The following is a 23,862-nucleotide window of genomic DNA, read 5'->3' on the forward strand; positions in this document are numbered from 1 at the left end:
AAATCGCATGAAGGATGAATACCGCCGGCACCCACTGACACCCGACGACACGTTTCCGGCCGCGTCCGGTCACGCGGCGGACAACTTCGTCCGCGTGCGCGGGGCCCGTGAGCACAACCTCAAGAACGTCGATGTCGATATCCCACGCAACGCGCTGGTCGTATTTACCGGGGTCTCGGGGTCCGGCAAGTCCTCCCTGGCATTCGGTACGCTTTACGCGGAAGCGCAGCGGCGCTACTTCGAGTCGGTGGCCCCCTATGCCAGACGGCTGATCGAGCAGGTTGGCGTGCCGGAGGTGGATGCGATCGAAGGGCTGCCGCCCGCCGTCGCGCTCCAGCAGCAACGCGGTACGCCGAATGCACGTTCCACGGTTGGAAGCGTCGCCACGCTGGGGAGTCTTGTCCGCATGCTCTATTCGCGCGCGGGCACTTATCCGTCCCGGCAGCCGATGCTGTACGCCGAGGACTTCTCGCCCAACACGGTGGAGGGCGCCTGCCCCACGTGCCATGGTCTGGGGCGCATCTATGATGTGACCGAGCAGTMGATGGTGCCCGACGATACCTTGTCGATACGCGAGCGCGCCATCGCGGCGTGGCCGCCCGCATGGCACGGGCAGAACCTGCGCGACATCCTGGTGACGCTCGGTTACGACGTGGACAAGCCGTGGCGCGAGCTGCCGAAGAAGGACCGTGACTGGATCCTGTTCACCGAAGAACAGCCCACGGTGCCGGTGTACGCAGGATTCACGCCCAAGGAGGTGCGCGCCGCGCTCAAGCGCAAGATGGAGCCGAGCTATCAGGGCACGTTCACGGGCGCCCGTCGCTATGTTCTGCAGACCTTCGCCACGACGCAGAGCGCGCTGATGAAGAAGCGCGTTTCGCAATACATGATTGGACGCGAATGCCCGGCCTGTCACGGCAAGCGGCTCAAGAAGGAAGCGCTATCGGTGACGTTTGCGGGCATGGACATCGGCACGTTCGCGAACCTTCCGCTTGCCCGCGTGGCGGAGATCATGCGGCCGATTGCGCACGGCGAGTGGGCGAGCCCCGAGGCAATCTCCGGCGCGGTGCTGAGCACGAAGGCGATGCGCGCCGCCACGGCGCGGCGCGTGGCGGCAGGGGGATCCGCACACAAGGCGGCGCCCGACGTGCGACGCACGCCCAACCTCTCCGACGAAAAGCGGCTGGCCGCGCAGCGCATCGCGGAAGAGCTGATGGAGCGGGTTTCCACGCTCATCGATCTCGGGCTCGGGTATCTGTCGCTGGACCGCAGCACGCCGACGCTGTCATCGGGCGAATTGCAACGGCTGCGGCTGGCCACGCAGCTATCTTCCCAACTGTTCGGCGTGGTCTATGTGCTCGACGAGCCCTCGGCCGGGCTGCATCCCGCCGATGGCGAAGCGCTGCTGGTGGCGTTGCGACGATTGAAGGCCGCCGGCAACTCGCTGTTCGTGGTCGAACATGACGCACAGACCATGCGTCACGCGGACTGGATCGTAGACGTGGGGCCGGCCGCTGGCGAGGGCGGCGGCCACGTGCTCTACAGCGGGCCGCTCGACGGGCTTGCCGCGGTGCAGGCATCGCGTACCGCAGCGTATCTGTTTGGCGAGCAACAGGTGCCGCTGCGAGAACCCCGCGAACCCGCTGGGTGGCTCAAGCTCGTGCATGTCGCTCGCAACAATCTCCACAAGATCGATGCGGCGATACCACTGGGGTGCTTCGTGGCGGTGACGGGCGTCTCGGGATCGGGGAAGTCGAGCCTGATCAGCCAGGCCCTGCCGGAGTTGGTGAACCGGCATCTTGGCCGCGCCAACGATAGCGATGCCGACGAGGAGCGCGATCCACTGTTCGCGGTGACGGATATGCCGACAAGTGGGCGCGTGGCGGGCGACCTGGAGGCGGTGCGCCGTCTGGTGCGCGTCGACCAGAAGCCCATTGGCCGCACCCCGCGATCGAACCTCGCTACCTATACCGGGCTGTTCGATCATGTCCGCAAGCTGTTTGCCGACACCCCCGCCGCGCGCAAGCGGCGCTATACGCCGGGACGATTTTCCTTCAACGTCGCCCAAGGCCGTTGCCCCACATGTGAAGGCGAGGGCTTCGTCAGCGTGGAGCTGCTGTTCCTGCCGAGTGTGTATGCGCCGTGTACCGCCTGCCACGGCACGCGCTATCAGGCGCAGACGCTGGAAATCACCTGGCAAGGCCGGAATATTGCCGAGATCCTCGACCTGACCGTCGATGCGGCATGCGAAGTCTTTGCGGATGAGCCTTCGGTGATGCGATCGCTGAAGGCGTTGCAGGACATCGGATTGGGATACCTTCGATTGGGGCAGCCGGCCACCGAGCTGTCGGGTGGCGAGGCACAGCGGATCAAACTGGCCACCGAACTGCAGCGCGCCCAGCGCGGCGACACGCTCTACGTGCTGGACGAACCCACCAACGGACTGCATCCGGCCGATGTGGACCGCCTGCTCCTGCAACTACAGGAGCTGGTGGATGCGGGCAATACCGTGGTCGTTGTCGAGCACGACATGCGTGTCGTGGCCCAGGCGGATTGGGTGATCGACATGGGTCCGGGCGCCGGAGAGCAGGGCGGCCGCGTCGTGGCTAGCGGCCGCCCCACMGATATCACCAGCGTGGCGACGAGCCGCACTGGCGAATATCTGGCAAAGGAATTGAGTTGACCCGTTCAAGGCCGCTCAACCGTCGGTCGACACTGTGACGTGTTCCCAGGCGCAGAGTTCGCTTGCTGCAGCAGACAGCTTGCTTCGCACGAGTTGGAGTGCGTCGCTACCAAGCAGAAGATGCGCGGGCGGCTGATCTGCATCGATCACGGCGAGCATCGCACGCGCTGCCTTTGCGGGATCTCCCAACTGCTTTCCGCTCTTCTCGATACGTGCCTCGCGAACCGGTTCGAAGATAGCGTCGTAGTCGGGGATTGAGCGTGGCGTGCGGGTCATCGATCGACCCGCCCAGTCGGTGCGAAACGAGCCCGGCGCGACAGCGGTAACCGCAATACCGAAGGGCTGCAGTTCCTTGGCAAGCGCGTCCGAGATGCCTTCCAGAGCAAACTTGCTCCCACAGTAGTAAGCAATACCGGGCATCGTGATGTAGCCGCCCATAGACGTAATGTTAAGAACATGACCGCGCCGGCGTTCACGCATGAAAGGCAGCACGGCCTTCACCATGGCGACTGCGCCGAACACGTTCACGTCGAACTGTCGGCGCATTTCGGACAAAGGCGACTCTTCCAGAATGCCCTCATGCCCGTAGCCCGCGTTGTTGACGAGGACATCGATGGGGCCGACGTTCGATTCGATCTCCGCAACGACGCCGTCGATGGCGTCGAATTCGGTCACGTCGAGTATGCGGGCGAAAGCCCTGTCGATGGATAGCGCTTCGAAGTCTTGCTTCGTTTGCGCGCTTCTCACCGTGCCGACCACGCGGTGGCCGGCCGCTAGCGCCTCTTGAGCGAGCGCACGACCAAAGCCGCTGCTGACGCCGGTAATGAGCAAGCGTTTGCTGGATGCCATTTGAGCTTCTCCGTTCGGTAGACTGGAGAGCGCATGTTATTCTGCAGAAGTCAGTGATATAAGCGCCAATCTCCTGTTTTTCTTGCCTAAAACTATGTATTCGAAGAGTGATACGGGTAATCATCCGTCTTCGTCAGACGGTGGGCAACGACGATTGGTCGATCTGCTCGGCGCATTGGCGCACAACGAGGGATACAACCTCACGGCGCTCCCCGGGGTCCGAATACTGCGCTCCGATCGCGCCTTGTCGCGTACTCCGGTTCTTTACGATCCGGGAATTGTCATCGTTTGCCAGGGCCGCAAGCGTGGTTACTTCGGTGACAAGCGCTATGTCTACGACGCGCAGCACTACCTCGCCGTCTCAGTTCCCGTTCCATTCGATATGGAGACGGACGCGACGCCGGCGCATCCCCTTCTCGCGATGTATTTGCACCTGGATTTTGCGGTCGCCGCCGAGTTGATGCTGCAAATCGACCGGCAGTCGGTGGCCGAGCGCGCGCAGCCACCGCAGGCCATGATGTCAAGTCCAATGGATGCGGACATGCGCGCATCGGTATTGCGCTTCCTGGAGGCGATGAACCGACCGCTCGAGGCAGCCGTGTTGGGTCCCGGTCTGCTGCGAGAACTGTATTTCCGGGTACTCACCGGGGAGCAGGGAAGCGCCATGCGAGAGGCGCTTGCGATGAAAGGTCAGTATGGAAAGATTGGCCGGGCGCTGCGCCGCATTCACGCCGACTACGCGGAACCGCTCGACCTGTCGCAACTCGCACTGGAAGCCGGCATGAGTATTCCTACCTTCCACAGCCATTTCAAGGCGATCACGCAGACGTCACCCATGCAGTATCTAAAGTCGACGCGCCTGCATCAGGCTCGCCTGCTAATGGTGCGTCAAGATCTGACCGCAGAAGCGGCTGGCCGTGCCGTGGGCTACACAAGTCCATCACAATTCAGCAGAGAATTTAGAAGACTTTTTGGCTTGACCCCGGCGGCGGAGGCGAAGCGAATGCGAGAAGGGTTTGCGGTCCCCCCGGTGTTCCATGACGCTGAGTACGTCTCCTCGCACTGATGGCGCTTGCTGTCCGGATAGACTTAGCATCTTTCGATTTCACGGCGGGGCCTGACCCCTTGCGAGCAACAATCACCTATGCCTTACGATCTGACCAACCGGCTGGTACTGGGGCTCGCGTCGAGTGCGCTGTTCGATCTCGACGAGTCCGACAAGATTTTCCGCGGCGACGGCGAGGAAGCCTACCGCGACTACCAACGCAAGCACCAGCACGTGCCGTTGCGCCCGGGCGTGGCATTTCCCTTCATTCGACGACTGCTATCGCTCAACGAACTGCGTCCGGGTGATCCGCTGGTGGAGGTGATCCTGCTCTCCAGGAATGATCCCGACACCGGCATGCGGGTGATGGAGTCGATCAAGGCTCATGGGCTGGATATCAGTCGTGCCCTGTTTCTGCAGGGCGGCGCGCCGCAGCGCTATATCGAAGCCCTGAACATCAGCCTGTTCCTTTCCGCAAATCAGACCGATGTCCGCCAGGCGATCCTGGCTGGGCATGCGGCCGGCCAGGTTCTGGCTGGCACCTTGCCCGCCGATACGGAGTCTGACGAGCTACGGCTGGCCTTCGACTTTGACGGGGTGATTGCCGACGATGCGGCCGAGGCCGTTTTCCACAACGGCCAGCTCGACGCATTCCTTCAGCACGAGCAGAAACACATCGACATCCCCCACAATCCGGGACCCCTGGCGCCGTTCCTGAAGAAACTGGCGGTGATCCAGGCGCTCGAGAGCGAGCGCGTGCAGCGGGACCCGCAGTACAAGCAGAAGTTGAGCGTGGCGATCGTCACCGCGCGCAACGCGCCGGCGCATGAACGCGTGGTCAACACCATGCGCCACTGGGGCATCTCGGTCAACGAGGCGTTCTTTCTGGGCGGGGTGGAGAAGCGGCTCGTCCTGGAAGTGCTCCAGCCGCACATTTTTTTCGACGACCAGCGCCTGCATCTGGAACCGGCCGCCGGGACCCTGCCATGCGTCCATATCCCGTTCGGGATCCGAAACGCCGAGCAGCTTTCCCCGGAGGCCGTGGATGGCGGGGCGATGCCAGCTTAATTCGCCTTACATGGCAGTGATGTTTTTCGCCTTGACGATGGCGCTCCAGCGGTCGTAGTCCTTGTTCAGGCGTGCCTGCATCTGCTTGCCGTCCTGGAACGAGGCGATGGCGCCGGCACTTACCAGCTTCTGCTGCAGTTCCTTGTCGCTGGTGACGATGTCGCGGGTCTCGCGGGCAATGCGGTCCACAATGGCCTGCGGCGTCTCCAGCGGCGCGATCAGGCCGCCCCAGGAGTCGAAGTCGAAGCCCGGGAAGCCCTGTTCGGACACCGTCTTCACGCCGGTCAGCAGTACCTTGGCATTGGGCGAACTCAGGGCGATCGCCTTGAGCTTGCCGGCGCGGATGTGGGGCAGGGCGGCCACTACGTCGGCGAACATGATGCCCACCTGTCCGCCCAGCAGGTCCGCAACGGCCGGCGCACTGCCGCGGTACGGCACGTGCTGCATGTCGAAGCCGCCCAGGTCCTTGAGCTGCTCCATGGCCAGGTGCCCGAAGCTGCCGGTGCCCGAGCTGGTGTAGTTCAGCGGCGTCTTGCTGGCCTTGGCGAAGCGGATCAGGTCCGGCAGGGTCTCCACGCCGGGCACCACGGCGGGATTGATGACGATGGCCATCGGCAGCACATAGACCGTGGCCACGGACAGGAAGTCCTTCTTCACGTCATAGGCGTTGTTCTTGTACATCAGCGGTGCCAGCAGGGCCGGCATGCCGAACATCGACAGGCTGTAGCCATCGGCCGGGCTCTTGATAAAGCTGGCCGTGCCGATGGAACCCGACGCACCCGGCTTGTTCTCGATGATGACCTGCTGCCCGAGCCGCTCCGACAGCTTCTGGGCCACGATCCGGGCGGCGGTGTCCGTGGGGCCGCCCGCCGGGAACGCGACGGTCATCTTGATGAACTTCTCCGGCCAGCCGGTCTTGGCGAGCACGGCGGGCATCATCGATGCCAGGGAGGCCGCGGCGCCGGCCTTGAGGATCTGGCGGCGGCTGAGTCGCAGCTTGGTCATGGGTTTTGTCTCCAGTTTTGAATCGAAATATCGGGATCAGATCACGCCTCGGGATCGCAGGCCCGCGATAGCGTTGTCGTCGAGTTGTAGCACTTCCTTGAAGATTTCCGTGGTGTGCTCGCCCATATGGGGCGGCGGGCGCCGCACGGGCAGGCGTTGGCCATCCATCGCATAGGGCGGGGCCAGCACGGCCTGCGCGCCGGCCTCGGTGTCGTGGAAATGGTGCAGCAGCCCCGCGTCGGCGGTGCGTTGGGACTGTAGCGCGTCGAGCATGCCCAGCACCTCGCCGCACGGAATCTGCGCGGCGGTCAGCCGTTGCAGCAATTCGGCCCGGGTGAAGCGCCGCAGGGTCTCGCGCAGCGCGGCCAGTAGGGTGTCGCGATGGGCCGAGCGCGTCGTGTTCGTCGCAAATTGCGGATCTTCCGCCCATTCGGGACGACCGATGACTTCGCGGCAGAATCGCTGGAACTGGCCGTTGTTACCCACGGTKATCACGAGCGGGCCGTCGGCGGCCTCGAAGACGCCGTAAGGAACGATGGACGGATGGGCGTTGCCGAACTTCGGCGGATCGCCGGCCTTGAGCAGCGCTTCCATGCCGTAGTACGACGTGATCATCAGCCCGCAGTCATAGAGGGCCATCTGCACATGGCGTCCGCGTCCGGTGGTGTGGCGCGCGAACAGCGCCGCCAGGATCGCCTGCCCGGCGTACATGCCGGTGAACATGTCCACGGCCGCGACGCCAAACTTCAGCGGACCTTGCCCGGCCTCGCCGTTGGTGGCCATTACGCCGGCTTCGCCCTGCACCACGAGGTCGTAGCCGGGACGCTCGGCCTCCGGCGTGAAGCGCGCGTAGCCGGAGATCGAGCAATAGACGAGGCCCGCATTGTCCGCGCTGAGCTGTTCGTAGCCAAGGCCCAGCTTTTCGGCGCCACCGACCTTGAAGTTCTGGATCACCACGTCGCTGCGCGCGGCCAGCTGGCGCGCCAGCTGCACGCCCTCTTCGCTCTGCAAGTCCAGGGTGACCGAGCGCTTGTTGCGGTTGGCGCTATTGAAATAGGAGGTATTGCGCGTGCCGATCCGCACGCCCCAGTCTCGGGTGTCGTCGCCGCGCGCGGGGTGCTCGACCTTGATGACATCGGCGCCGAGGTCTGCCAGCGCCATCGCACACATCGGCCCGGCCAGTACGCGCGAGAGGTCAAGGATGCGCACGCCTGCCAACGGCAACGGCGCGGCCTGATTCTGTAATTCCATTGTCTGTGTCTCCTGTCAGCGCATTGTCTATATGTTCCGTATGCTTGACAATTGCTACCAATCCGCAACGCATATGACTACGGAAAGTTGACAATGGACCTGAACGGGCTGTCCCTGCTCGTGGACATCATCGAGGCCGGCAATCTCAGCCGCGCCGCGGCGCAACTCGGCATGAGCCGCGCCAACGTCAGCAAGCGCCTCAACCACTTCGAGCGGCAGATTGGCGCGGAATTGCTGCGACGCAGCACGCGGCAGCTGGAACCGACGGAACTCGGCTGGCAGTTGTATGAGCATGCCCGGGCCATCCGCCACGAAGTGATGGCGGCGCAGGAGTCGGTCCAGAGTCTGGGGAAGCGGTTGAGCGGCACGGTCCGGCTCAGCGTGCCGAGCGGCTTCGGCCAGCACACCATGTCCGCGTGGTTCATCGCGTTCATGAACCTGTATCCGGCCATCACGCTGAACGTGGTGTTCGACAACGACATCGACGACCTGATCAAGGGCGCGGTGGACTTCTCCGTCCGCGTGATGGGCGACGCGCCCACCAACGCCGTGGCCTGCAGCCTGGGCGACGTCGAATATGTGGCCTGCGCGACGCCGGATCTGGTGCGCACCTACGGCATGCCGCAGACCCTCGAGCAATTCAAGGACCTGCCGCTGATCACCTCGGAGCTGACGGGCCAGAAGCTGCACGCGGCGGGGAGGCCGGGCCCGGCAAGCCGGCAGCTCGACATTCGGCCCAGGCTGATGTCGGCGAACTTCTTCTTCCTGCGCGATGCCATCCTCCAGGGGCTGGGGGTGGGACTGGTGCCGCACTACATGGTGGATCAGGACCTCGCCACGGGGGCGCTGCTGCGCCTGCCGCTGCCGCCGGAGGATTTATCTTTCCTCCGGACCACCATGTACCTGCTCTACATGCCGGCGCGCTACCAGACGCGCGCCGTGGCCACGCTGATCGCGTTCCTGCAGGAACGCGCGGCAGGGCGCGGCGCCTAGATCACACCGTGTTCGTAGGCGTAGCGGATCAGGTCGGTGTTCTTCTTGACCCCGAGCTTGTCCATGGCCGTGGATTTCTGCGATGAGACGGTGCTGATCGACCGCCCGACCCGGGTGGCGATCTCCTGTAACTGCAAGCCCTGGACGTAGAGGCGCACCACTTCCGTCTCGCGCAGGGTCAGGTCGTGGACTGCCTTCTTCATGGCGCCGGAGGCGTTCAGCAGCGTGCGGATGGTCGAGGAATAGAAGCACTCGTCCGTGGTGGTCACGTGCACGCAGGCCTGGACCACCTCGTCGAGTTCATCCTGCTTGCTGACGAACGCGCGCACGCCGAGGTGCATGGCACGGGCCACGATGCCCGGGTTCATCTGGCCGCTGATCACCACGATGCGGGCGTCGGGATGGCGCGCGATGAGCTGCCGCAGCAGGTTGAAGCCGTCGACACTGCGGTCTGCCTGCCCCATGGCGAAGTCTGTCACGATGATGTCGACTTCGGCATCGGCCAGCGCATGGATMAACGCGCCGCCGTTTGCGCATGCGCAGATCACCTCGAACCCAGGCGTGGCGGCGAGGCAGTCATGCAATGCCTTGAGGATGAGAGGGTGGTCGTCTGCGACGGCGATGCGATTGGCCATCAAGGTCATAACGTTGTCTCCGAACAGGTCATGCTGGCGTGGTCAAGGCCCCGCCGGCGCGTGGCGGCCGGCGGGTGAGGGGGAGAGCTATCGGGGACGATTGGCGCGCAGGCTGGCCTGCTGCGCCGCGAGGGCCGTGCGCAATGCCTGGTACTCGGGCAGGAGGCGGACCATCTGCATGACGAACTGTTCGCAGCGCTGCGAGGGCACCGGGGAGGCCGCCGTGCACAGCACCGCGGCCGGATGCGCCAGCGCCGGATGGACGGCCAGCCAGCGCGGCGTGGCCGCATAGCCGCGCAGGCGCAGCAGCATCAGCAGTTCCACCGGCACGGCCTGTTCGATGGGCTGGTCGAAGTCCGCGAGTGCCGTGGGCGAATGGCCGTGGCTTTGCGCGAGATGGCGGTCGGCCAGTTGTAGCGCCAGTTCCACGAACGCGGTTTCGTTGTCGCGCCAGTGCAAGGCCATATCGGCAAGCGGCGATTCCGTGGGGCGGAACGCGGCCCCGGGCACCTCGACATCGAGCGCCTGCCCGGCCACCCGGATGATCATGCCGGTGACGCCGCTGAGCGTGGGCTGGTAGAGATTGTCGAGTTCGGAGTGCTCGCCAAACCATTCCCGCAGCGCGAACGCCGCCAGATCGCGCCAGTCGAGCGCAAGCAGCATCGCCACCTGGAGCGCCAGATCGGACAGATCGGTCTTGTTATAGTGGGTGCCGTACCAGTGCTTGCGGTGCACGACCATGGCGTGCGAGCCGGCCAGGCTTTCGAGCACGCCGGACCGCAGGCTGGCCGTATTCGGCGCGGGCGCACCGCGCGCGGTGGCATTGATGGCCTGCCATTGGCGAACCCGGCCCAGTCGGTACATCGCCCGCGCCACGCGCGATAGCGATACGGTGGCCGGTGCTTCGAAGAACTCGGCCATGGTCTTGCAGTACCGATTCCTGAGCAGGGCAGCCTCCATCTCGGCGGGATGGGTGCCGAGGTGGCTCGGATGGTCTGTCTCAACCTCCAGCGGAATATTTGTTTGCATATGCGATCTGTGTGAACACCGTTGGCCTACGTTAGCCGCTTAGCCGTGATGTCACCATCGCTGTTTCCTGAAAATGCAATCTCTCTGCTGTCAGGCCACCCCCTTCGTCGACATCGATTTGAATAATCTGCGAGTCGCTGGACCTACCAGTGATAGGAGAAGCCCACCGCGCCGCCATGCGTGCTGCCGTGGGTGCCGAGTTCGCCGTCGTAGCGAATGGACAATCGGCTACGCGGCGTGGGACTGACGCTCATGCCCAGCCGCAGTTGAGCGGCATTGCGGTTCTGGCCGCTGCCGTGCACCGTGAAGTCGGTGGCGGGGGCGCCGGCGTAGCGCGCATTGATAGCCAGCGTGTTCGTGCCGAAGGTGTGGACCCAGGCCGCCGCGGCGTCGATACGCCACGCGCCGCCCGGTCCGTCGAACAGATGGCGCMACTCGGTGCCGAGCAGCGACCGGACCGAATGCGTCGTGCGCGAAGGCAGCACAAGGTTGACGCTGTCCGCCCCGGATTCCACCGTGCCGGACAACTTCACAGACTGCAACTCCGCGCCGGCAAACGGTGACAGCACGCCGGGCAGGGCCAGCGGCAGGTCCACGCCGGTGCGCAGGGCGGTGAAGAACTGATTGCCGTGCGCGCCGCCCGTGGCCGTGCGGGGCACCTCGGTGAACGTGATGTCGCGACGCATATCGTCGATATTGCGCGCGTAGCCCAGTGCCTGCCGGAACCAGTAGCGGCCTGCCGTGTAGCGGCCATAGAGCACGGCCTGATAGCTGTCGAACTGGCCGTGCACCGGCAGGCCGTGGGTGAAGGTATTGCCGTGGAGGTAGCCGAATGCCATCCCGCCGGTGAACGCCGGCGTCCATTGATAGTCGACCCCGGCCATGACGCCCGCCAGGTTGATGTCCTGCGACAGCCACGTGTCATACCCGCCGATGCGGCCGGTGTTGCCCAGCACTGTGGCCCATGCGCAGAAGCGCGCCGCCGGTGCCGCGCCGGTGCAGGTGTTGTCCGCAAGCCGGGTGTCGATGGCGTTCATGCCCGCCCGCGCCGCCGCGTAGTGGGCGTTCGGCAGCGCGGCGTAGGCTTCCGCGCTCAACTGGTCGATCGCCGCGTAGGCTCCTGCACCTTCCTGATTGAACAGTTCGAGCGCCACCGACAGGAAGTCCCGGCTCGGCGCGTTGTTGGTGCCTGCGGCGAAGGCGTCGCGGTCCAGGGCAGTTTCCACGGCGATCTCGTTCGGTGTACCGCCGGCCAGGGCGAAGCCGCGTGCGACCACGAGGTAGGCATTCCCGGCATCGTAGGCCAGGGACGGCGTGGCGAACGGATTGAGCGTGGTCACGCCCGCGAACGTGCCGGTCAGCCCGCCCGAGGCCGACAGGATGCGGTACGTATCGGCAGGACGCAGCGACAGCGCGCGCAGACGGGCCTGCACCATGCCGCCGGCCAGCGCGGCGGGGCCGGTGACGTCGATCAGGTCGTTGCTGGTGGGCGAGACATCCACCTGATACACGGCGCCGGCCGCGTGGCTGTAGCTGCCCACGACAGACAGCGTGCCGACCGACAGCGGCGCCCTCGGCGTAGTCGGCAAGACGGTGTTCCCGGGCGCGACGATGCCCTGCACGCTGACGGCGCCCTGTACCGTGCCCGTGCCGGCCAGCGCCGCGCCGGGCGACACCGCCACGGCCGGGCTGGCGAGCGTGCCGTTCACGCGCAGGGTGCCGGTCTCGACCGTGGCCGATGTCCCGATCTCCKCGGTGCCGTCGAGCAACCAGTCCGTGCCGCGCATATAAAAATTGGGGAAGCTATAGGCGCGGCCGGGCAGGCTGCCGCTGCCCTGCAGAATCAGGGCGTTGCCGGCGCCGTTGCCACCGTCGAGGTCGCCCGATAAGGCGCTGCCGGTATCGAGCGTCAACGTGCTATTTGCCCCGGTGAACTGCACGGCGACGCCGCTGCCGCTCAGCGTGCCCGCGTTGACGATGGCGACGTTGGCGCCCGCCACGATGGCCGGCCCCTGGCTGCCGGCAATCGTCGCCCCCGGCTGGTTGACTACGCTGGCGGGACCATCCGCGCCACCGATCCGGATGGCCGGGACGCCCGCGCCGCTGGCCGTGATCGTGCCGGCATTGACGATCTGGCTCCCGCCGTTGAGGGTGATGGCGCTGGTTGTCGGCGACTGGAGCGCTCCGCCCGGCGCCACTTCTATATAGAGGCCGGTGACGCCGGGCTGGGCGGTCAGGCTGCCGGTGAGCTGCCCGGCCACCACGAAGYCGCCGCCGCCGACCTGCCACGCCTGCTCGTCGAGGTTCGCGCCCGTCAGCGTCCAGATGCTGGCGCCCTGCTTCTGGAGGATGCCGAAGTTCCGGTACTGCGCGGCGGGGCCGAGCGCGGAGAGGTCGAAGCTGCCAGCGTCGGCGCCGCCGAGCACCAGCATGTTGCCGGCGCTGCCCGCCGCGCCACCGTCCACGACGCCGGTGATCCGCGAGGTGCCGGTGATCTCGAGCCGGTCGTCCGCCGGGCCGAAGGCGATGGCCACGCCGCTGCGCCCGTTGATCGTGCCGCTGTTGACGATGGAGGCCGGCGCGCTGGGGCCCGAGTGCAGGTCGATGGCTGCGCCCTCGTCCGACGCAATCAAGCCGGCGTTGTCGAGGGTGAGGGCAGGCGTGGCCAGGATGCCGTGCGCATGCCCGACGATGCGGCCCGTCGCCAGATTGACCACGGTGCCGCTCTCGGCGAAATGGATGGCGGCCTGCGTGCTGGAGTAGTCGAACACGTCGCCGGCGATGTCGCCGGCATTGATCACGATGCTGCCGGACTGCCCGAGGTAGATGCCGTCGAGCTTGCCGGCGATCACCGCGCCGGCGTGGTTCACCACGGTGCCGCCAGCGAACATCGCCACCGCGGTGGTGCCGGGGCTCGCCAGCACGCCGAAGTTGGTCAAGGTGCCCAGGGGGAGGTGCACCGCGTTGTAGCCGCCATAGACGGTGCCGTTGTTGGTCAGTGCCCAGCCGGAGCTGCCCGATGCGTCGATGGCAACGGCGCCGTTCCCACGCGTGTCGATGATCGCGCCGGGTACCACGACGAACGGATTGTCGGCCCGGCTCAGCTTGTAGCCCACCTCCGAACTMGTCAGGTCAGTCGCATGAAGGGGCCGGAAGGCGGTGGCGAACAACAGGAGTACAGCGATGCGAACTCGGGACGGAACGGGCATCGGCAATTTCCCATGGATCGGAAACTGAATCCAATATGTTTGATAATGGGTGATATTGGATTATCAGAGGATTATCGGGTGGATTTGAAGGGCAGTGTATGTGATGCGAGAGGGTTGAGAAAGTGGATTATCGTCAGGACGGGGGATTTATTTTCCTGCGGAGTCTGATATTTATTTTCCCGATCGACATAACGCAATCTCGCGATTGTCATTTATTATCCATGTGCCGGTCGACCATGCAAGAAATACAGAGCCAGCAGGCTTGACAGCGAAAGGGGCTGCTCACTCCCAGCGCAATGCCGGATTACCCGGGGAGCGCTCCCAACATATATGTAACAGCGCTGGAATTCTGGGTGGCTCGCCCTAGGGTATTAGGATGGGCACTGCCCTTCTCATTTTGCATCCTTAGCCACAGGGGATTACGAATGGCCATCCAGTCACTCGCATCTCATAGCACGGCGCAATTACGAAGAATGATTGGCCACTTGCAGACGGAACTGGACGCCCTGGAGCGTCTGTCTTCACTGGATACCGAGGTGCAGGCGCGCCTTGGCTACGCCTGCACGCGGCTGCGGGAGGGGCTCGAAGCGGTGGAGGACGCACAGCGCTCGCTGCGATCGCTGCAGGAAGTGCGGCCTTCGGCACTGCGCAATGCCCGTCCGTCGCGCAAGGCCTGACGGACGGGTGGACGGGCATATGGCGACGAATCAGGCCATCGCCGGCATCCCCGCCAGGAGTTTGTCCAGCGTGATCGGGTAGTCGCGCACCCGCACGCCGGTGGCGTGGTAGATGGCATTGGCCACCGCCGCGCCCACCCCGCAAATGCCGAGTTCTCCCACGCCCTTCGCTTTCATCGGCGAGGAAATGGGATCCACCTCGTCCAGGAAAATCACGTCCTGGTGGGGAATATCGGCGTGCACGGGCACCTCGTAGCCGGCGAGGTCGTGATTGACGAAAAAGCCCACGCGCTTGTCGATGGCAAGTTCCTCCATCAAGGCGGCGCCCACGCCCATCGTCATGGCGCCGATCACCTGGCTGCGTGCCGACTTCGGATTCAGGATCCGCCCCGCCGCGCAGACGGCCAGCATGCGGCGCACGCGGATCTCGGCGGTTGCCATGTCCACGCCCACCTCGACGAAATGCGCGCCGAAGGTCGATTGCTGGTACTTCTTGTCGAGATCGCCGAATTCCAGGGTGTCCTCGGCGGTCACGCCGTCCCCCGCCGCCTGTGCCAGCGGCACGCTGCGGCCCCCGGCGCGAATCTGGCCACCCTCGAACACCGCGTCCGTGCCGCTCAGGCCGGCACGCTCGGCCAGCAGTTGGCGCAGCTTCACGCAGGCGGCATAGACGCCTGACGTCGAACTGTTGGCGCCCCACTGCCCGCCGGACCCCGCCGACACCGGGAACGACGAATCGCCCAGCCGCACCACCACCTGTTCGATCGGCACGCCCAGCATCTCGGCCGCCGTCTGGGCGATGACCGTATAGCTGCCCGTGCCGATATCGGTCATATCGGTCTCCACGATGACCCGGCCGCCCTTGTCCACCCCCACGCGCGCGCCGGACTTCATGACGAGGTTGTTCCGGAAGGCCGACGCCACGCCCATGCCGACCAGCCATTGCCCCGCCTTGGTCGCACCGGGTTTGGGATTGCGCGCCTGCCAGCCGAAGCGCTCGGCGCCCAGCCGCAGGCATTGGACGAACTGCCGCTGCGAGAACGGCCGCGCCGGCTTCTCCGGATCGACCTGCGTGTCGTTGAGGATGCGGAACTGCACGGGGTCGATGCCGACCTTCTCGGCGATCTCGTCGATGGCGATCTCCAGCGCCATCATGCCCGGCGCCTCGCCCGGCGCGCGCATGGCGTTGCCTTCGGGCAGGTCCAGCGTGGCTAGTCGCAGCGCGGTCATCCGGTTGGCGCCGGCGTAGAGCAGGCGCGTCTGCTGCACGGCGGTCTCGGGCCCGCCGCCGGGCAGGTCGCCCGACCAGCTTTCATGGGCGATGGCCGTGATCTTGCCGTCCCGCGTGGTGCCGATGCGGATGCGCTGGATCGTCGCTGGCCGGTGCGTGGTGTTGTTGAACATCAGGGGCCGCGTCAGCGCCACCTTCACGGGCCGCTTGGCCGCGCGCGCGCCCAGCGCCGCGAGCAGCGCCTCGGCCCGCACGAACAGCTTGCCGCCGAAGCCGCCGCCGATATAGGGCGAGATCACGCGCACGTTCTCCTTGGGGATGCCGAGCGTGGCCGCCAGGTCTTCGCGGCCCCAGGCGATCATCTGGTTGGCCGTCCACAACGTGAGCTTGTCGCCGTTCCAGGCGGCGATGGAGGCGTGCGGCTCCATCATCGCGTGCGACTGGTCGGGCGTGGTGTAGGTGGCGTCCAGCTGCACCGGCGCTGCCGCAAAGCTGCCGGCGAAGTCGCCGACGGCCGTCTCCGGCTTGCCCGAAAAGTCATCGCCCTTCGGCGCGACGGCCGTATCGCGCGCGGCGGCCAGGTCGAACGCGCCTTTCTCGGCGGTATAGCGCACGCGGATCATCTGCGCCGCCGCGCGGGCCTGCTCGAAGGTCTCCGCTACCACCAGCGCCACGGCCTGGTGATAGTGCTGGATCTCCGGGCCGCCGAGCAGCTTCGCGGTATTGCGCTGGCCCTTGCCGAGCTTGCCGGCATTCGCGGCTGTGACGATGGCCAGCACGCCGGGCGCGCGGCGCGCGGTGGCGGTGTCCATCGACACGATGCGGCCGCGTCCGATGCCGGCGCCCAGCACATAGCCGTAGGCCTGGTTGCGCGCCACGTCGTGCCGCTCGTAGGCGTAGGGCGCCGTGCCGGTGGCCTTGTGGGGACCGTCGATACGGTCCGTGGGTTTGCCGACCACGCGAAGCTGGTCGATCGGATTGGTGGTGGCGGGGGTGTCGAATTTCATCGTCCGTCTCCTCCGGTCAGGTGCGGGCCTGCGCCAGCACGGCGGCGAGGGTGCGCTGGAACAGCGGCACCTTGAAGGCGTTGTCGCGGGTGGGCCGGGCGTCCGCGAACAGGCGCTGGGTCACGGCCTGGGCGCCGCGCGGCAACTCGGTCTCGGCGGCTTCCAGGCGCCACGGCCGGTGCGCCACGCCGCCCACGGCCACGCGGCCGGTGCCGTCGCGCTGCACGATGGCGGCCACGGACACCAGCGCGAACGCGTACGAGGCCCGGTCGCGCACCTTCCGGTACAACTGCGCGCCGCCGATGGGCGGGGGCAGCGTCACGGCGGTGATCAGCTCGCCCGGCTCCAGCGCGGTCTCGATATGCGGCGTGTTGCCCGGCAGCTTGTGGAAATCGAGGATCGGGATGACGCGCACGGCGCCCTTCGGGTTGACAGTCTCCACCGAGGCGTCGAGCACGCGCATCGCCACGGCCATGTCGCTCGGATGCGTGGCGATGCACGCATTGCTGGCGCCGATGACCGCATGCTGCCGCGTCACGCCGCCGATGGCCGCGCAGCCGCTGCCCGGCACGCGCTTGTTGCAGGGCTGGTCGGTATCGTAGAAATAGGGGCAGCGCGTGCGTTGCAGCAGGTTGCCCGCCGTGGTGGCGCGGTTGCGCAGCTGCCCGGAGGCGCCGGCCAGCAGCGCGCGCGCCAGCACGCCGTAGTCGCGCCGCACGCGCGGGTCGGCGGCGAGGTCGGTGTTGCGGACCAGCGCGCCGATGCGCAGCCCGCCCTGGGAGGTGGCCTCGATCTTGTCCAGCGCCAGGCCGTTCACGTCGATCAGGTGCAGCGGGGTCTCGATGCCGAGTTTCATCAGATCGAGCAGATTGGTGCCGCCCGCGATGAAGCGGCTGCCCGGGATGCGCGTGGCGGACGCGGCGGCCTGCGCCGGCGACTGGGCGCGTTCGTAGGTAAAGGGGATCATGCTTTTCTCCCGGCGACGTCGCCAATGGCGTCGAGGATGTTGGAATAGGCGCCGCAGCGGCAGATGTTGCCGCTCATCCGCTCGCGGATCTCCTCGGCGCTCAGGGGCGGGCGCGCGTTGAGGTCCGCGCTGACGTGGCTCGGGATGCCGGCCTGGATCTCGTCGAGCACGGCCACGGCGGAACAGATCTGGCCGGGCGTGCAATAGCCGCACTGGTAGCCGTCATGCTTCACGAAGGCCACCTGCATCGGATGCATGCGCTCGGGCGTGCCCAGACCCTCGATCGTCGTGATCTTGGCCTCGTGGTGCATCACGGCGAGCGTCAGGCAGGAGTTCAGCCGGCGCCCATCGACGATGACCGTGCACGCGCCGCACTGGCCGTGGTCGCAGCCTTTCTTGGTGCCGGTCAGGTGCAGGTGTTCGCGCAGGGCGTCCAGCAGCGTGGTGCGGGTGTCGAGGTCGAGGTCGCGCCGCTGGCCGTTGACGATCAGCGACACCTTGTGGGAGATGGGCGGGCGCGTGGTGGCGGGGGAGGGCGCGGCGGCGGGCTGGCCGGTGGCGGCGCCCGGCACGGCGGCGGCGGTCACCGTGACCGCGCTCGCCTTGAGCAGTTCGCGCCGCGATAGCTTGAGAGGCTGATGGTCGCGGAAGTCTTCCATGGGTGGGGTCCTTGTTATCGTCCGTGGGCGGGGACGCCAGAAATTGCAATGTAGCGACGGTTGCGCGCAGTTATTACACGGCGCGGGCCGGCCGAGCGGGGCGGCTGCCAGTGCGGGCAGAGCGGCGCACAAAACATGCCCGAGCCCGCCCGCGCCCGCCTGCGCCCTCGCCCGGCCTGCCCGCCGGCATTCGACGTTTCACGTCGCCATGAAGCATCGGCGGCACGGCGTGACGCACACTGCATCCATTCGCCACGGAGCCGCCCCCATGTACGTTGCCGATCCGATTGCCGCCGTTACCGATCCCGACCCCTATCCGTACTACCGGCACCTGGCCGCCACGCGGCCGTTCCACCACGATGCCGCGCTGGGCCTGTGGGTGGCCGCCAGCGCCGACGCGGCCGCCGAGGTCCTCGCCCATCCCGACTGCCGGGTCCGCCCGGTGGCCCAGCCGGTGCCGCCCGCGCTGGCCGGCACCCCGGCGGGCGCCCTGTTCAGCCGGCTGGTGCGCATGACCGACGGCGCGCCCCATGCGGCGCTCAAGGCCGTGGTCATGCGGGCGATGGCCGGCATCGACCTTCCGGACGCCCGCACCCGCGCCCGCGCGCTGGCCGCACACCTGCCGCGCGTGGAGGCGGACGACGCCCACGAGGCCAATCGCTGGATGTTCACGCTGCCCGTGCTCTGCGTGGCGGACCTGCTCGGGCTGCCGCTGGAGCGGGACGAAGCCGGCCATGTGTCCACGCGGGTGGCTGGCTTCGTGGCGACGTTCGCCGCGGCCATGTCACCGCTCGCCCGGCCTGCCGATGTGGAGGCGGGCGCCGTGGCCGCGCAATGGCTGACGCGCTGGGCGGGGGAGCATGCCGCCCCCGGCGGCTTGCTCGCGGCGATGTCGCAGGCCGCTATCGACACCGCTATCGACGCCGATATCGACCCCGCCACGCTGCTGGCCAACGCCATCGGCCTGATGATCCAGGCGTGCGAGGCCACGGCCGGGCTGGTTGGGAATACGCTGGTGCGGCTGGGGCGGTTGGGCGAAGCATCGGGCGATCTCGATCAACTGGTCGCGGACGTTGCCCGTAGCGATCCGCCGGTGCAGAACACACGCCGCTTCCTGGCGGCGGACGCCACGCTCTGCGGCGAATCCCTGAAGGCTGGCGATGCCGTGCTGGTGCTGCTGGCCGCCGCATCGCACGACCCGGCGGGGGCGCGCCCCGACCGCCCCTGGACCTTCGGCACCGGCCGCCACGGCTGCCCCGGCGACGCGCTGGCGCGTCTTCTAGCAGCAACCACCGTCGACAGCCTGCTCCAGCGCGATGTCGACCCGCGCCGCCTGCTGGCCGGCTTGCGCTATCGTCCGTCCGTGAACGCCCGCATTCCGCTGTTCGCACCATCCCACTAATAAATAGAGGAGCCCCCATGATTGCCGTGATCTTCGAAGTCGAACCCGCGCCGGGCCGCCAGGACGCCTATCTCGACATCGCCGCCCACCTGAAGCCGACACTTGAGGCCATCGATGGCTTTATCTCGGTGGAGCGCTTCCAGAGCCTGACCACGCCGGGCAAGCTGCTGTCCCTCTCGTTCTTCCGCGACGAAGCGGCGGTCATGGCATGGCGCAACACGCTAGACCACCGCCAGGCGCAGGCGGCCGGGCGCGGCGGCGTGTTCGCCAACTACCGGCTGCGCGTGGCCCAGGTGCTGCGCGACTACGGGCTGAACGAGCGCGACGAGGCGCCGGCGGACAGCCGGGCGGTCCACGCCGAGGTGCCCACCGGCATGCCCGCCCCCCGCTGAAGGAGTTTGTCGATGTTCCACGTAGGTCCTGAATTCGCGTTTATCGGCCTKACCTTCCTGCTGGCCGGCTTCGTCAAGGGCGTGGTGGGCCTTGGCCTGCCGACCGTGGCGGTGGGCCTGCTCGGGCTGGTCATGCCGCCCGTGCAGGCCGCCGCGCTGCTGGTGGCGCCGTCCATGGTGACCAACGTCGTGCAGCTGTTCAGCGGCCCGCGCTTCGGTCAGCTGCTGCTGCGGCTGTGGCCGATGCTGGTCACCATCTGCGCCGGCACGTGGCTTTGCGCCGCGCTGGTGCCGGCCAGGATGATGGACCACGCCACCAACGCGCTCGGCGTGGCGCTGATCGTCTATGCCGTGATGGGCCTCGCCGCCGTGCGGCTGGTCGTGCCGCCCCGGGCGGAACGCTGGATGGCGCCGCTGGCCGGGCTGGTTACGGGGGCGATCACCGCCGTGACCGGGGTCTTCGTCATTCCCGCCGTGCCTTACCTGCAGGGGCTCGGCCTCGACAAGGAGAGCATGGTGCAGGCGCTGGGGCTGTCGTTCACGGTCTCGACCATCGCGCTGGCGGTGAGCCTGGCGCTGGGCGGCGCGCTGCTCCATACGCCGGTGCTCGGGGCCTCGCTGCTGGCGCTGGTGCCCGCGCTGGGCGGGATGTTCCTCGGCCAGTGGCTGCGGCACCGGATCAGCGCGGAGCGCTTCCGGCGCCTGTTCTTCTGCGGATTGCTGTTGCTGGGGGCGGATCTGGCCCTGCGCGGCATCGTCTGACCGGACATGGCATGAAAACCTGACACAATCGCCCCCGATACTGGTGCAGGATCGCAGCGTGGCATCCGCCACGGCACCAGACGACGAAAGGGCGATGCGGCATGACACGGCGCAGGGATACTACCCAACTGTGGGCAACGCTGGGCAAGCAGGCGGCGCGTAGCGCCCGGCGCCTGCAACGCACGGTGACCAATTCCGTGCTGAAGACGGCCAAGCAACAAAGCAGTGCGGTCAGCGAGGCCGTGGGCCGCGCCGTGGGCAAGGCTGCGCACAGGGCGCTGACCGGCGTGGTCACGCCGGCGCCGTCGCCGGTCAGCAAGGGCGGCGGGGTCTGGGAGGAGGGGGTCTGGGGCTTCACCCTTGGCCTGGGCGCGCTGGGCCAGCGGCGCTACCGGATCTTCGTGCCGCCAGGCGTGAGCGCCGCGCGACCCGCGCCGCTGCTGGTGCTGCTGCACGGCTGCGGGCAGGACGCCGCCAGCTTTGCCGCCTGCGCGCGCGTGACCACCGTGGCGCGCGATGCGCGCTGGGTGGTGCTGATGCCCGAGCAGTCGGTGCAGGCGAACTCGCAGCGCTGCTGGAACTGGTTCCGGCCGGACGCCCGGGGCGCATCCGAGGCGGCGCTGCTGATGTCGATGATCGACCATGTCTGCCGGCGCTACGCCATCATCGGCGAACGGGTCTGCACGCTGGGGCTGTCTGCGGGCGGGGCGATGGCGATGATGCTCGGCCTGCGCTATCCGGATCGTTTTGCCGCCGTGGGTTCGCACTCGGGCGCGGTGCCCTACAGCGCCGTCAACGCGGCCCAGGCCCCGCGAGCCATGCGCGGCGAGCGCGTACCGGACGCCGTGGCGGCCCGGCTGGCGCTGGCGGGCCGGCGTCCGCCCCCGCTGCTGCTGCTGCATGGCGATGACGACACCGTGGTCACCTACGACAACGCCACGTCGGCCGCTGCCCTGTGGCTGGAGCTGCTGCCGCCCGGCGCGCCCGCCCCCAAGGCCATGCCGCCCCGGCGCGTGCGGCGCGGCACCCGGCGTGCGGTGGATGTCTTCGACTGGCAGGCCGGCGTGCGGCCCTTTATGCGGCTGGTCAAGGTGGAGGGGCTGCGCCACGCCTGGAGCGGTGGCGCGCCGGGGCAGGCCTTCGCCGACCCGACCGGCCCCGATGCGCTGAAGATCGCCCTGCGCTTTTTCTCCGTGAACGGGCGCGGGCTGGCTTGATGGGGTGACTTACCCCGGGGTTTAGTTCGTGCCGACCGGCTCGAAGGCCACGTCGCTGGTCGGACACGCCACGCACGGCAGGATCAGGCCCTCGTCCTTTTCATCCGCACTGAGTCCCGGCCATTCGATCCGATAGCGCACGCTCCCCGCGTGAAGCTGGCTGATGCAGGCCCGGCAGGTGCCGTTGCGGCAGGAGCTGGGCAGGGCGACGCCTTCGAGCAAGGCCGCCTCCAACAGGCTCAGCGCGGCCGGCGCGGCGTAGTGCGTCTCGCCGGGCAGCACGCGGGCGGTGAATTCGGCGCTGTCGTGGGTGGTGATGTCGTCCGGATCAGGCATCGGCTTCCGGAAACTGGGCGCGGCCATGGGTGGCGTCGCGCAGGGTGGCGATGGCGGAATCGCGCAGCGTGGCCGGCAGGCGGATCACCAGCCGGGCCAGCGCGCCGTACTGGGTGTCGGCCAGCATGCAGCCCTCGCCAGCCATCGATTCGATCCAGCGGCGCACGCGCGGTTCGTCGGCATAGTCCACCTCGACATCCAGCGTGGCGTAGGCGATGCGCTCGACGCGCTCGGCGTCCTTGAGCGCGGCGGCGATCGCATCGGTATAGGCGCGCACGAGTCCACCCGCGCCGAGCTTGACCCCGCCGTAGTAGCGGATCACCGCCGCCAGCACGCCATCGAGATCATGGTGGCGCAGCACTTCGAGGATCGGCCGGCCCGCCGTGCCAGACGGCTCGCCGTCATCGGACATGCCCGACTGTCCACCCGCCAGCAGCGCCCAACACACATGCGTGGCCCCCGGGTGCTGCGCGCGCAGGTCCTGGAGCATTGCCATGGCGGCCTCGCGGTCCGGCACGGGCGTGGCCAGGCCGATAAAGCGGCTCTTGCGGATCTCGAGGTCCGAGTGGACGGGGGTGGCAAGCGTGTAGGTGGGCAAGGCGGCGAAAATCGGCCGAAACCGGCGGGGTGACTGGGCAGTAGGGGAGTGTAGCGCAGCCGGGGCGCTGCGCCGTCCGGGTCTGACCGCGCCGGGGCGCCGCGCCTGCTACCCTTGCGCCTGTCACCCGCGAAAACAGGAGCGCCCATGAACCGCCCGTCCCCCGACCTCGCCGCGCGCCGCATGGCGCCTGCCACCGAGCGCAACCGGGAGCCGATCCTTGCCGTGCTGCGCAAGGTGCTGCCGGCCAGCGGCACGGTGCTCGAGATTGCCAGCGGCACCGGCCAGCACGCCGCGCACTTTGCCGCCGCGCTGCCGGGCATCACCTGGCAGCCGAGCGACCCCGATGCCACCTGGCGCGAGTCGATCGCGGCCTGGGCGGCCCACGCCGGGGCGACGAACGTGCTGCCGCCGCTGGCCCTCGACGTGCGCGCGGAACCCTGGGGCATCGACGCCGTGGCCGCCATCGTCTGTATCAATATGGTCCACATCTCGCCGTGGGCGGCCGCCCAGGCGCTGTTCGCCGGCGCCGGCAAGCGGCTCGGGCCGGGCGGCGTGCTCTATCTCTACGGCCCCTACAAGCGCGACGGCGCCCACACGGCGCCCAGCAACGAAGCCTTCGACGCGCAGCTGCGTGCCGCCGATGCCGAATGGGGCGTGCGCGACATGGAAGCGGTGATCGCCCTCGGGGCTGCCCAAGGCATGACCTGCGACGCGCCCATCCCGATGCCGGCGAACAACTTCAGCCTGGTCTTCCGCAAGCCGGCGGCAGGCTAGCCGCGCACGAGCATGATCACCGCCGTGACGATCAGGCAGACGGCGAACGCGGCGCGCAGGCGGCGCTCCG

Annotated in this window: 21 protein-coding genes; 10 read left to right on the plus strand and 11 right to left on the minus strand. The window is 67.5% G+C overall.

Annotated elements, in window-relative coordinates; translation table 11 throughout:
- Nucleotides 1-7: 7 nt before the first annotated feature.
- A complete protein-coding gene (locus AC1EJR_RS01940) occupies nt 8-2,683 on the plus strand; it encodes an excinuclease ABC subunit UvrA (RefSeq protein ID WP_477146857.1) in 2,676 nt (891 codons plus the stop codon).
- Nucleotides 2,684-2,698: 15 nt separating this feature from the next.
- Here the strand turns inward: AC1EJR_RS01940 and AC1EJR_RS01945 are convergent, their stop codons facing one another.
- The gene (locus AC1EJR_RS01945) at nt 2,699-3,532 is read right to left on the minus strand and encodes an oxidoreductase (protein ID WP_477113598.1); all 834 of its coding nucleotides are present in this window, start codon (nt 3,530-3,532) and stop codon (nt 2,699-2,701) included.
- Nucleotides 3,533-3,626: 94 nt separating this feature from the next.
- On the opposite strand from AC1EJR_RS01945, the gene AC1EJR_RS01950 reads away from it, so the two are divergent.
- Both AC1EJR_RS01950 and AC1EJR_RS01955 read left to right on the plus strand, forming a co-directional pair.
- Complete coding sequence (locus tag AC1EJR_RS01950; RefSeq protein WP_477105125.1) at nt 3,627-4,598, plus strand: AraC family transcriptional regulator; 972 nt, start codon at nt 3,627-3,629, stop codon at nt 4,596-4,598.
- A gap of 78 nt (nt 4,599-4,676) precedes the next feature.
- Nucleotides 4,677-5,645, plus strand: a complete 969-nt coding sequence (locus AC1EJR_RS01955) for a 5'-nucleotidase (RefSeq protein WP_092293555.1) — start codon at nt 4,677-4,679, stop codon at nt 5,643-5,645.
- A 6-nt stretch (nt 5,646-5,651) separates the two neighbouring features.
- Here the strand turns inward: AC1EJR_RS01955 and AC1EJR_RS01960 are convergent, their stop codons facing one another.
- Complete coding sequence (locus AC1EJR_RS01960) at nt 5,652-6,650, minus strand: Bug family tripartite tricarboxylate transporter substrate binding protein (protein WP_092293553.1); 999 nt, start codon at nt 6,648-6,650, stop codon at nt 5,652-5,654.
- Between the two features lie 36 nt (nt 6,651-6,686).
- Nucleotides 6,687-7,901, minus strand: a complete 1,215-nt coding sequence (locus AC1EJR_RS01965) for a CaiB/BaiF CoA transferase family protein (RefSeq protein ID WP_477113599.1) — start codon at nt 7,899-7,901, stop codon at nt 6,687-6,689.
- Nucleotides 7,902-7,994: 93 nt separating this feature from the next.
- On the opposite strand from AC1EJR_RS01965, the gene AC1EJR_RS01970 reads away from it, so the two are divergent.
- Nucleotides 7,995-8,894 (plus strand): LysR family transcriptional regulator, encoded by a 900-nt coding sequence (locus AC1EJR_RS01970; protein WP_092293549.1) that lies wholly within the window; start codon nt 7,995-7,997, stop codon nt 8,892-8,894.
- Here AC1EJR_RS01970 and AC1EJR_RS01975 read toward each other — a convergent pair.
- The 3 genes from AC1EJR_RS01975 to AC1EJR_RS01985 form a co-directional block, all read right to left on the minus strand.
- Entirely contained in the window at nt 8,891-9,538 is a 648-nt protein-coding gene (locus tag AC1EJR_RS01975; RefSeq protein WP_477146858.1) for a response regulator, read from the minus strand. The genes AC1EJR_RS01970 and AC1EJR_RS01975 overlap by 4 nt on opposite strands.
- Before the next feature lie 78 nt (nt 9,539-9,616).
- Nucleotides 9,617-10,558, minus strand: a complete 942-nt coding sequence (locus AC1EJR_RS01980) for a hypothetical protein (protein ID WP_143093876.1) — start codon at nt 10,556-10,558, stop codon at nt 9,617-9,619.
- Nucleotides 10,559-10,701: 143 nt separating this feature from the next.
- Complete coding sequence (locus AC1EJR_RS01985; RefSeq protein ID WP_477146859.1) at nt 10,702-13,767, minus strand: autotransporter outer membrane beta-barrel domain-containing protein; 3,066 nt, start codon at nt 13,765-13,767, stop codon at nt 10,702-10,704.
- Between the two features lie 485 nt (nt 13,768-14,252).
- Here AC1EJR_RS01985 and AC1EJR_RS01990 point away from each other — a divergent pair, with 485 nt between their 5' ends.
- Nucleotides 14,253-14,444 (plus strand): hypothetical protein, encoded by a 192-nt coding sequence (locus tag AC1EJR_RS01990; protein ID WP_441591345.1) that lies wholly within the window; start codon nt 14,253-14,255, stop codon nt 14,442-14,444.
- A gap of 30 nt (nt 14,445-14,474) precedes the next feature.
- On the opposite strand, the gene paoC is transcribed toward AC1EJR_RS01990, so the two are convergent.
- Genes paoC through paoA form a run of 3 tightly spaced genes read right to left on the minus strand, consistent with a single transcriptional unit; the run spans nt 14,475 to nt 18,308 of the window.
- Entirely contained in the window at nt 14,475-16,682 is a 2,208-nt protein-coding gene (gene paoC / locus AC1EJR_RS01995; protein ID WP_477113602.1) for an aldehyde oxidoreductase molybdenum-binding subunit PaoC, read from the minus strand.
- Between the two features lie 16 nt (nt 16,683-16,698).
- Complete coding sequence (locus AC1EJR_RS02000; RefSeq protein ID WP_454758033.1) at nt 16,699-17,649, minus strand: FAD binding domain-containing protein; 951 nt, start codon at nt 17,647-17,649, stop codon at nt 16,699-16,701.
- Nucleotides 17,646-18,308, minus strand: coding sequence for an aldehyde dehydrogenase iron-sulfur subunit PaoA (gene paoA, locus AC1EJR_RS02005; RefSeq protein ID WP_092293538.1), 663 nt, complete (start codon nt 18,306-18,308; stop codon nt 17,646-17,648). Before paoA ends, AC1EJR_RS02000 begins: the two co-directional genes overlap by 4 nt.
- A 268-nt stretch (nt 18,309-18,576) precedes the next feature.
- Between paoA and AC1EJR_RS02010 the strand changes: the two genes are divergently transcribed.
- The 4 genes from AC1EJR_RS02010 to AC1EJR_RS02025 all read left to right on the plus strand — a co-directional run bounded on the left by AC1EJR_RS02010 (nt 18,577) and on the right by AC1EJR_RS02025 (nt 22,081).
- Complete coding sequence (locus tag AC1EJR_RS02010) at nt 18,577-19,710, plus strand: cytochrome P450 (RefSeq protein ID WP_477113603.1); 1,134 nt, start codon at nt 18,577-18,579, stop codon at nt 19,708-19,710.
- A 17-nt stretch (nt 19,711-19,727) separates the two neighbouring features.
- Nucleotides 19,728-20,102 (plus strand): antibiotic biosynthesis monooxygenase family protein, encoded by a 375-nt coding sequence (locus AC1EJR_RS02015; RefSeq protein ID WP_092293536.1) that lies wholly within the window; start codon nt 19,728-19,730, stop codon nt 20,100-20,102.
- A gap of 12 nt (nt 20,103-20,114) precedes the next feature.
- Nucleotides 20,115-20,864: a sulfite exporter TauE/SafE family protein gene (locus tag AC1EJR_RS02020; RefSeq protein WP_369823406.1), complete on the plus strand. Its 750-nt coding sequence runs from the start codon at nt 20,115-20,117 to the stop codon at nt 20,862-20,864.
- A 101-nt stretch (nt 20,865-20,965) separates the two neighbouring features.
- The gene (locus AC1EJR_RS02025; protein ID WP_477113604.1) at nt 20,966-22,081 is read left to right on the plus strand and encodes an extracellular catalytic domain type 1 short-chain-length polyhydroxyalkanoate depolymerase; all 1,116 of its coding nucleotides are present in this window, start codon (nt 20,966-20,968) and stop codon (nt 22,079-22,081) included.
- Nucleotides 22,082-22,102: 21 nt separating this feature from the next.
- Here AC1EJR_RS02025 and AC1EJR_RS02030 read toward each other — a convergent pair whose 3' ends face one another.
- Nucleotides 22,103-22,417 carry a 2Fe-2S iron-sulfur cluster-binding protein gene (locus AC1EJR_RS02030; protein ID WP_092293531.1) on the minus strand — a complete coding sequence of 105 codons (315 nt, stop codon included), beginning with the start codon at nt 22,415-22,417 and terminating at the stop codon, nt 22,103-22,105.
- Nucleotides 22,410-23,015: an IMPACT family protein gene (locus AC1EJR_RS02035; protein WP_477113605.1), complete on the minus strand. Its 606-nt coding sequence runs from the start codon at nt 23,013-23,015 to the stop codon at nt 22,410-22,412. The genes AC1EJR_RS02030 and AC1EJR_RS02035 overlap by 8 nt, the downstream gene beginning before the upstream one ends.
- 147 nt (nt 23,016-23,162) lie before the next feature.
- Here AC1EJR_RS02035 and AC1EJR_RS02040 point away from each other — a divergent pair, with 147 nt between their 5' ends.
- Nucleotides 23,163-23,792 (plus strand): DUF938 domain-containing protein, encoded by a 630-nt coding sequence (locus tag AC1EJR_RS02040; protein WP_477110610.1) that lies wholly within the window; start codon nt 23,163-23,165, stop codon nt 23,790-23,792.
- Nucleotides 23,793-23,862: the final 70 nt, after the last annotated feature.

This window comes from Cupriavidus sp. 05T42 (assembly GCF_056396345.1).

What these genes read in the sequence shown, in the direction of transcription:
- paoC (WP_477113602.1), bottom strand. Translation starts at nt 16,682, where the DNA reads ATGAAATTCGACACCCCCGCCACCACCAATCCGATCGACCAGCTTCGC.
- AC1EJR_RS01950 (WP_477105125.1), top strand. Translation starts at nt 3,627, where the DNA reads ATGTATTCGAAGAGTGATACGGGTAATCATCCGTCTTCGTCAGACGGT.
- AC1EJR_RS02030 (WP_092293531.1), bottom strand. Translation starts at nt 22,417, where the DNA reads ATGCCTGATCCGGACGACATCACCACCCACGACAGCGCCGAATTCACC.
- AC1EJR_RS01945 (WP_477113598.1), bottom strand. Translation starts at nt 3,532, where the DNA reads ATGGCATCCAGCAAACGCTTGCTCATTACCGGCGTCAGCAGCGGCTTT.
- AC1EJR_RS01960 (WP_092293553.1), bottom strand. Translation starts at nt 6,650, where the DNA reads ATGACCAAGCTGCGACTCAGCCGCCGCCAGATCCTCAAGGCCGGCGCC.
- AC1EJR_RS02040 (WP_477110610.1), top strand. Translation starts at nt 23,163, where the DNA reads ATGAACCGCCCGTCCCCCGACCTCGCCGCGCGCCGCATGGCGCCTGCC.
- AC1EJR_RS02025 (WP_477113604.1), top strand. Translation starts at nt 20,966, where the DNA reads ATGACACGGCGCAGGGATACTACCCAACTGTGGGCAACGCTGGGCAAG.
- AC1EJR_RS01980 (WP_143093876.1), bottom strand. Translation starts at nt 10,558, where the DNA reads ATGCAAACAAATATTCCGCTGGAGGTTGAGACAGACCATCCGAGCCAC.
- AC1EJR_RS01955 (WP_092293555.1), top strand. Translation starts at nt 4,677, where the DNA reads ATGCCTTACGATCTGACCAACCGGCTGGTACTGGGGCTCGCGTCGAGT.
- AC1EJR_RS02015 (WP_092293536.1), top strand. Translation starts at nt 19,728, where the DNA reads ATGATTGCCGTGATCTTCGAAGTCGAACCCGCGCCGGGCCGCCAGGAC.
- AC1EJR_RS02000 (WP_454758033.1), bottom strand. Translation starts at nt 17,649, where the DNA reads ATGATCCCCTTTACCTACGAACGCGCCCAGTCGCCGGCGCAGGCCGCC.
- AC1EJR_RS02010 (WP_477113603.1), top strand. Translation starts at nt 18,577, where the DNA reads ATGTACGTTGCCGATCCGATTGCCGCCGTTACCGATCCCGACCCCTAT.
- AC1EJR_RS01970 (WP_092293549.1), top strand. Translation starts at nt 7,995, where the DNA reads ATGGACCTGAACGGGCTGTCCCTGCTCGTGGACATCATCGAGGCCGGC.
- paoA (WP_092293538.1), bottom strand. Translation starts at nt 18,308, where the DNA reads ATGGAAGACTTCCGCGACCATCAGCCTCTCAAGCTATCGCGGCGCGAA.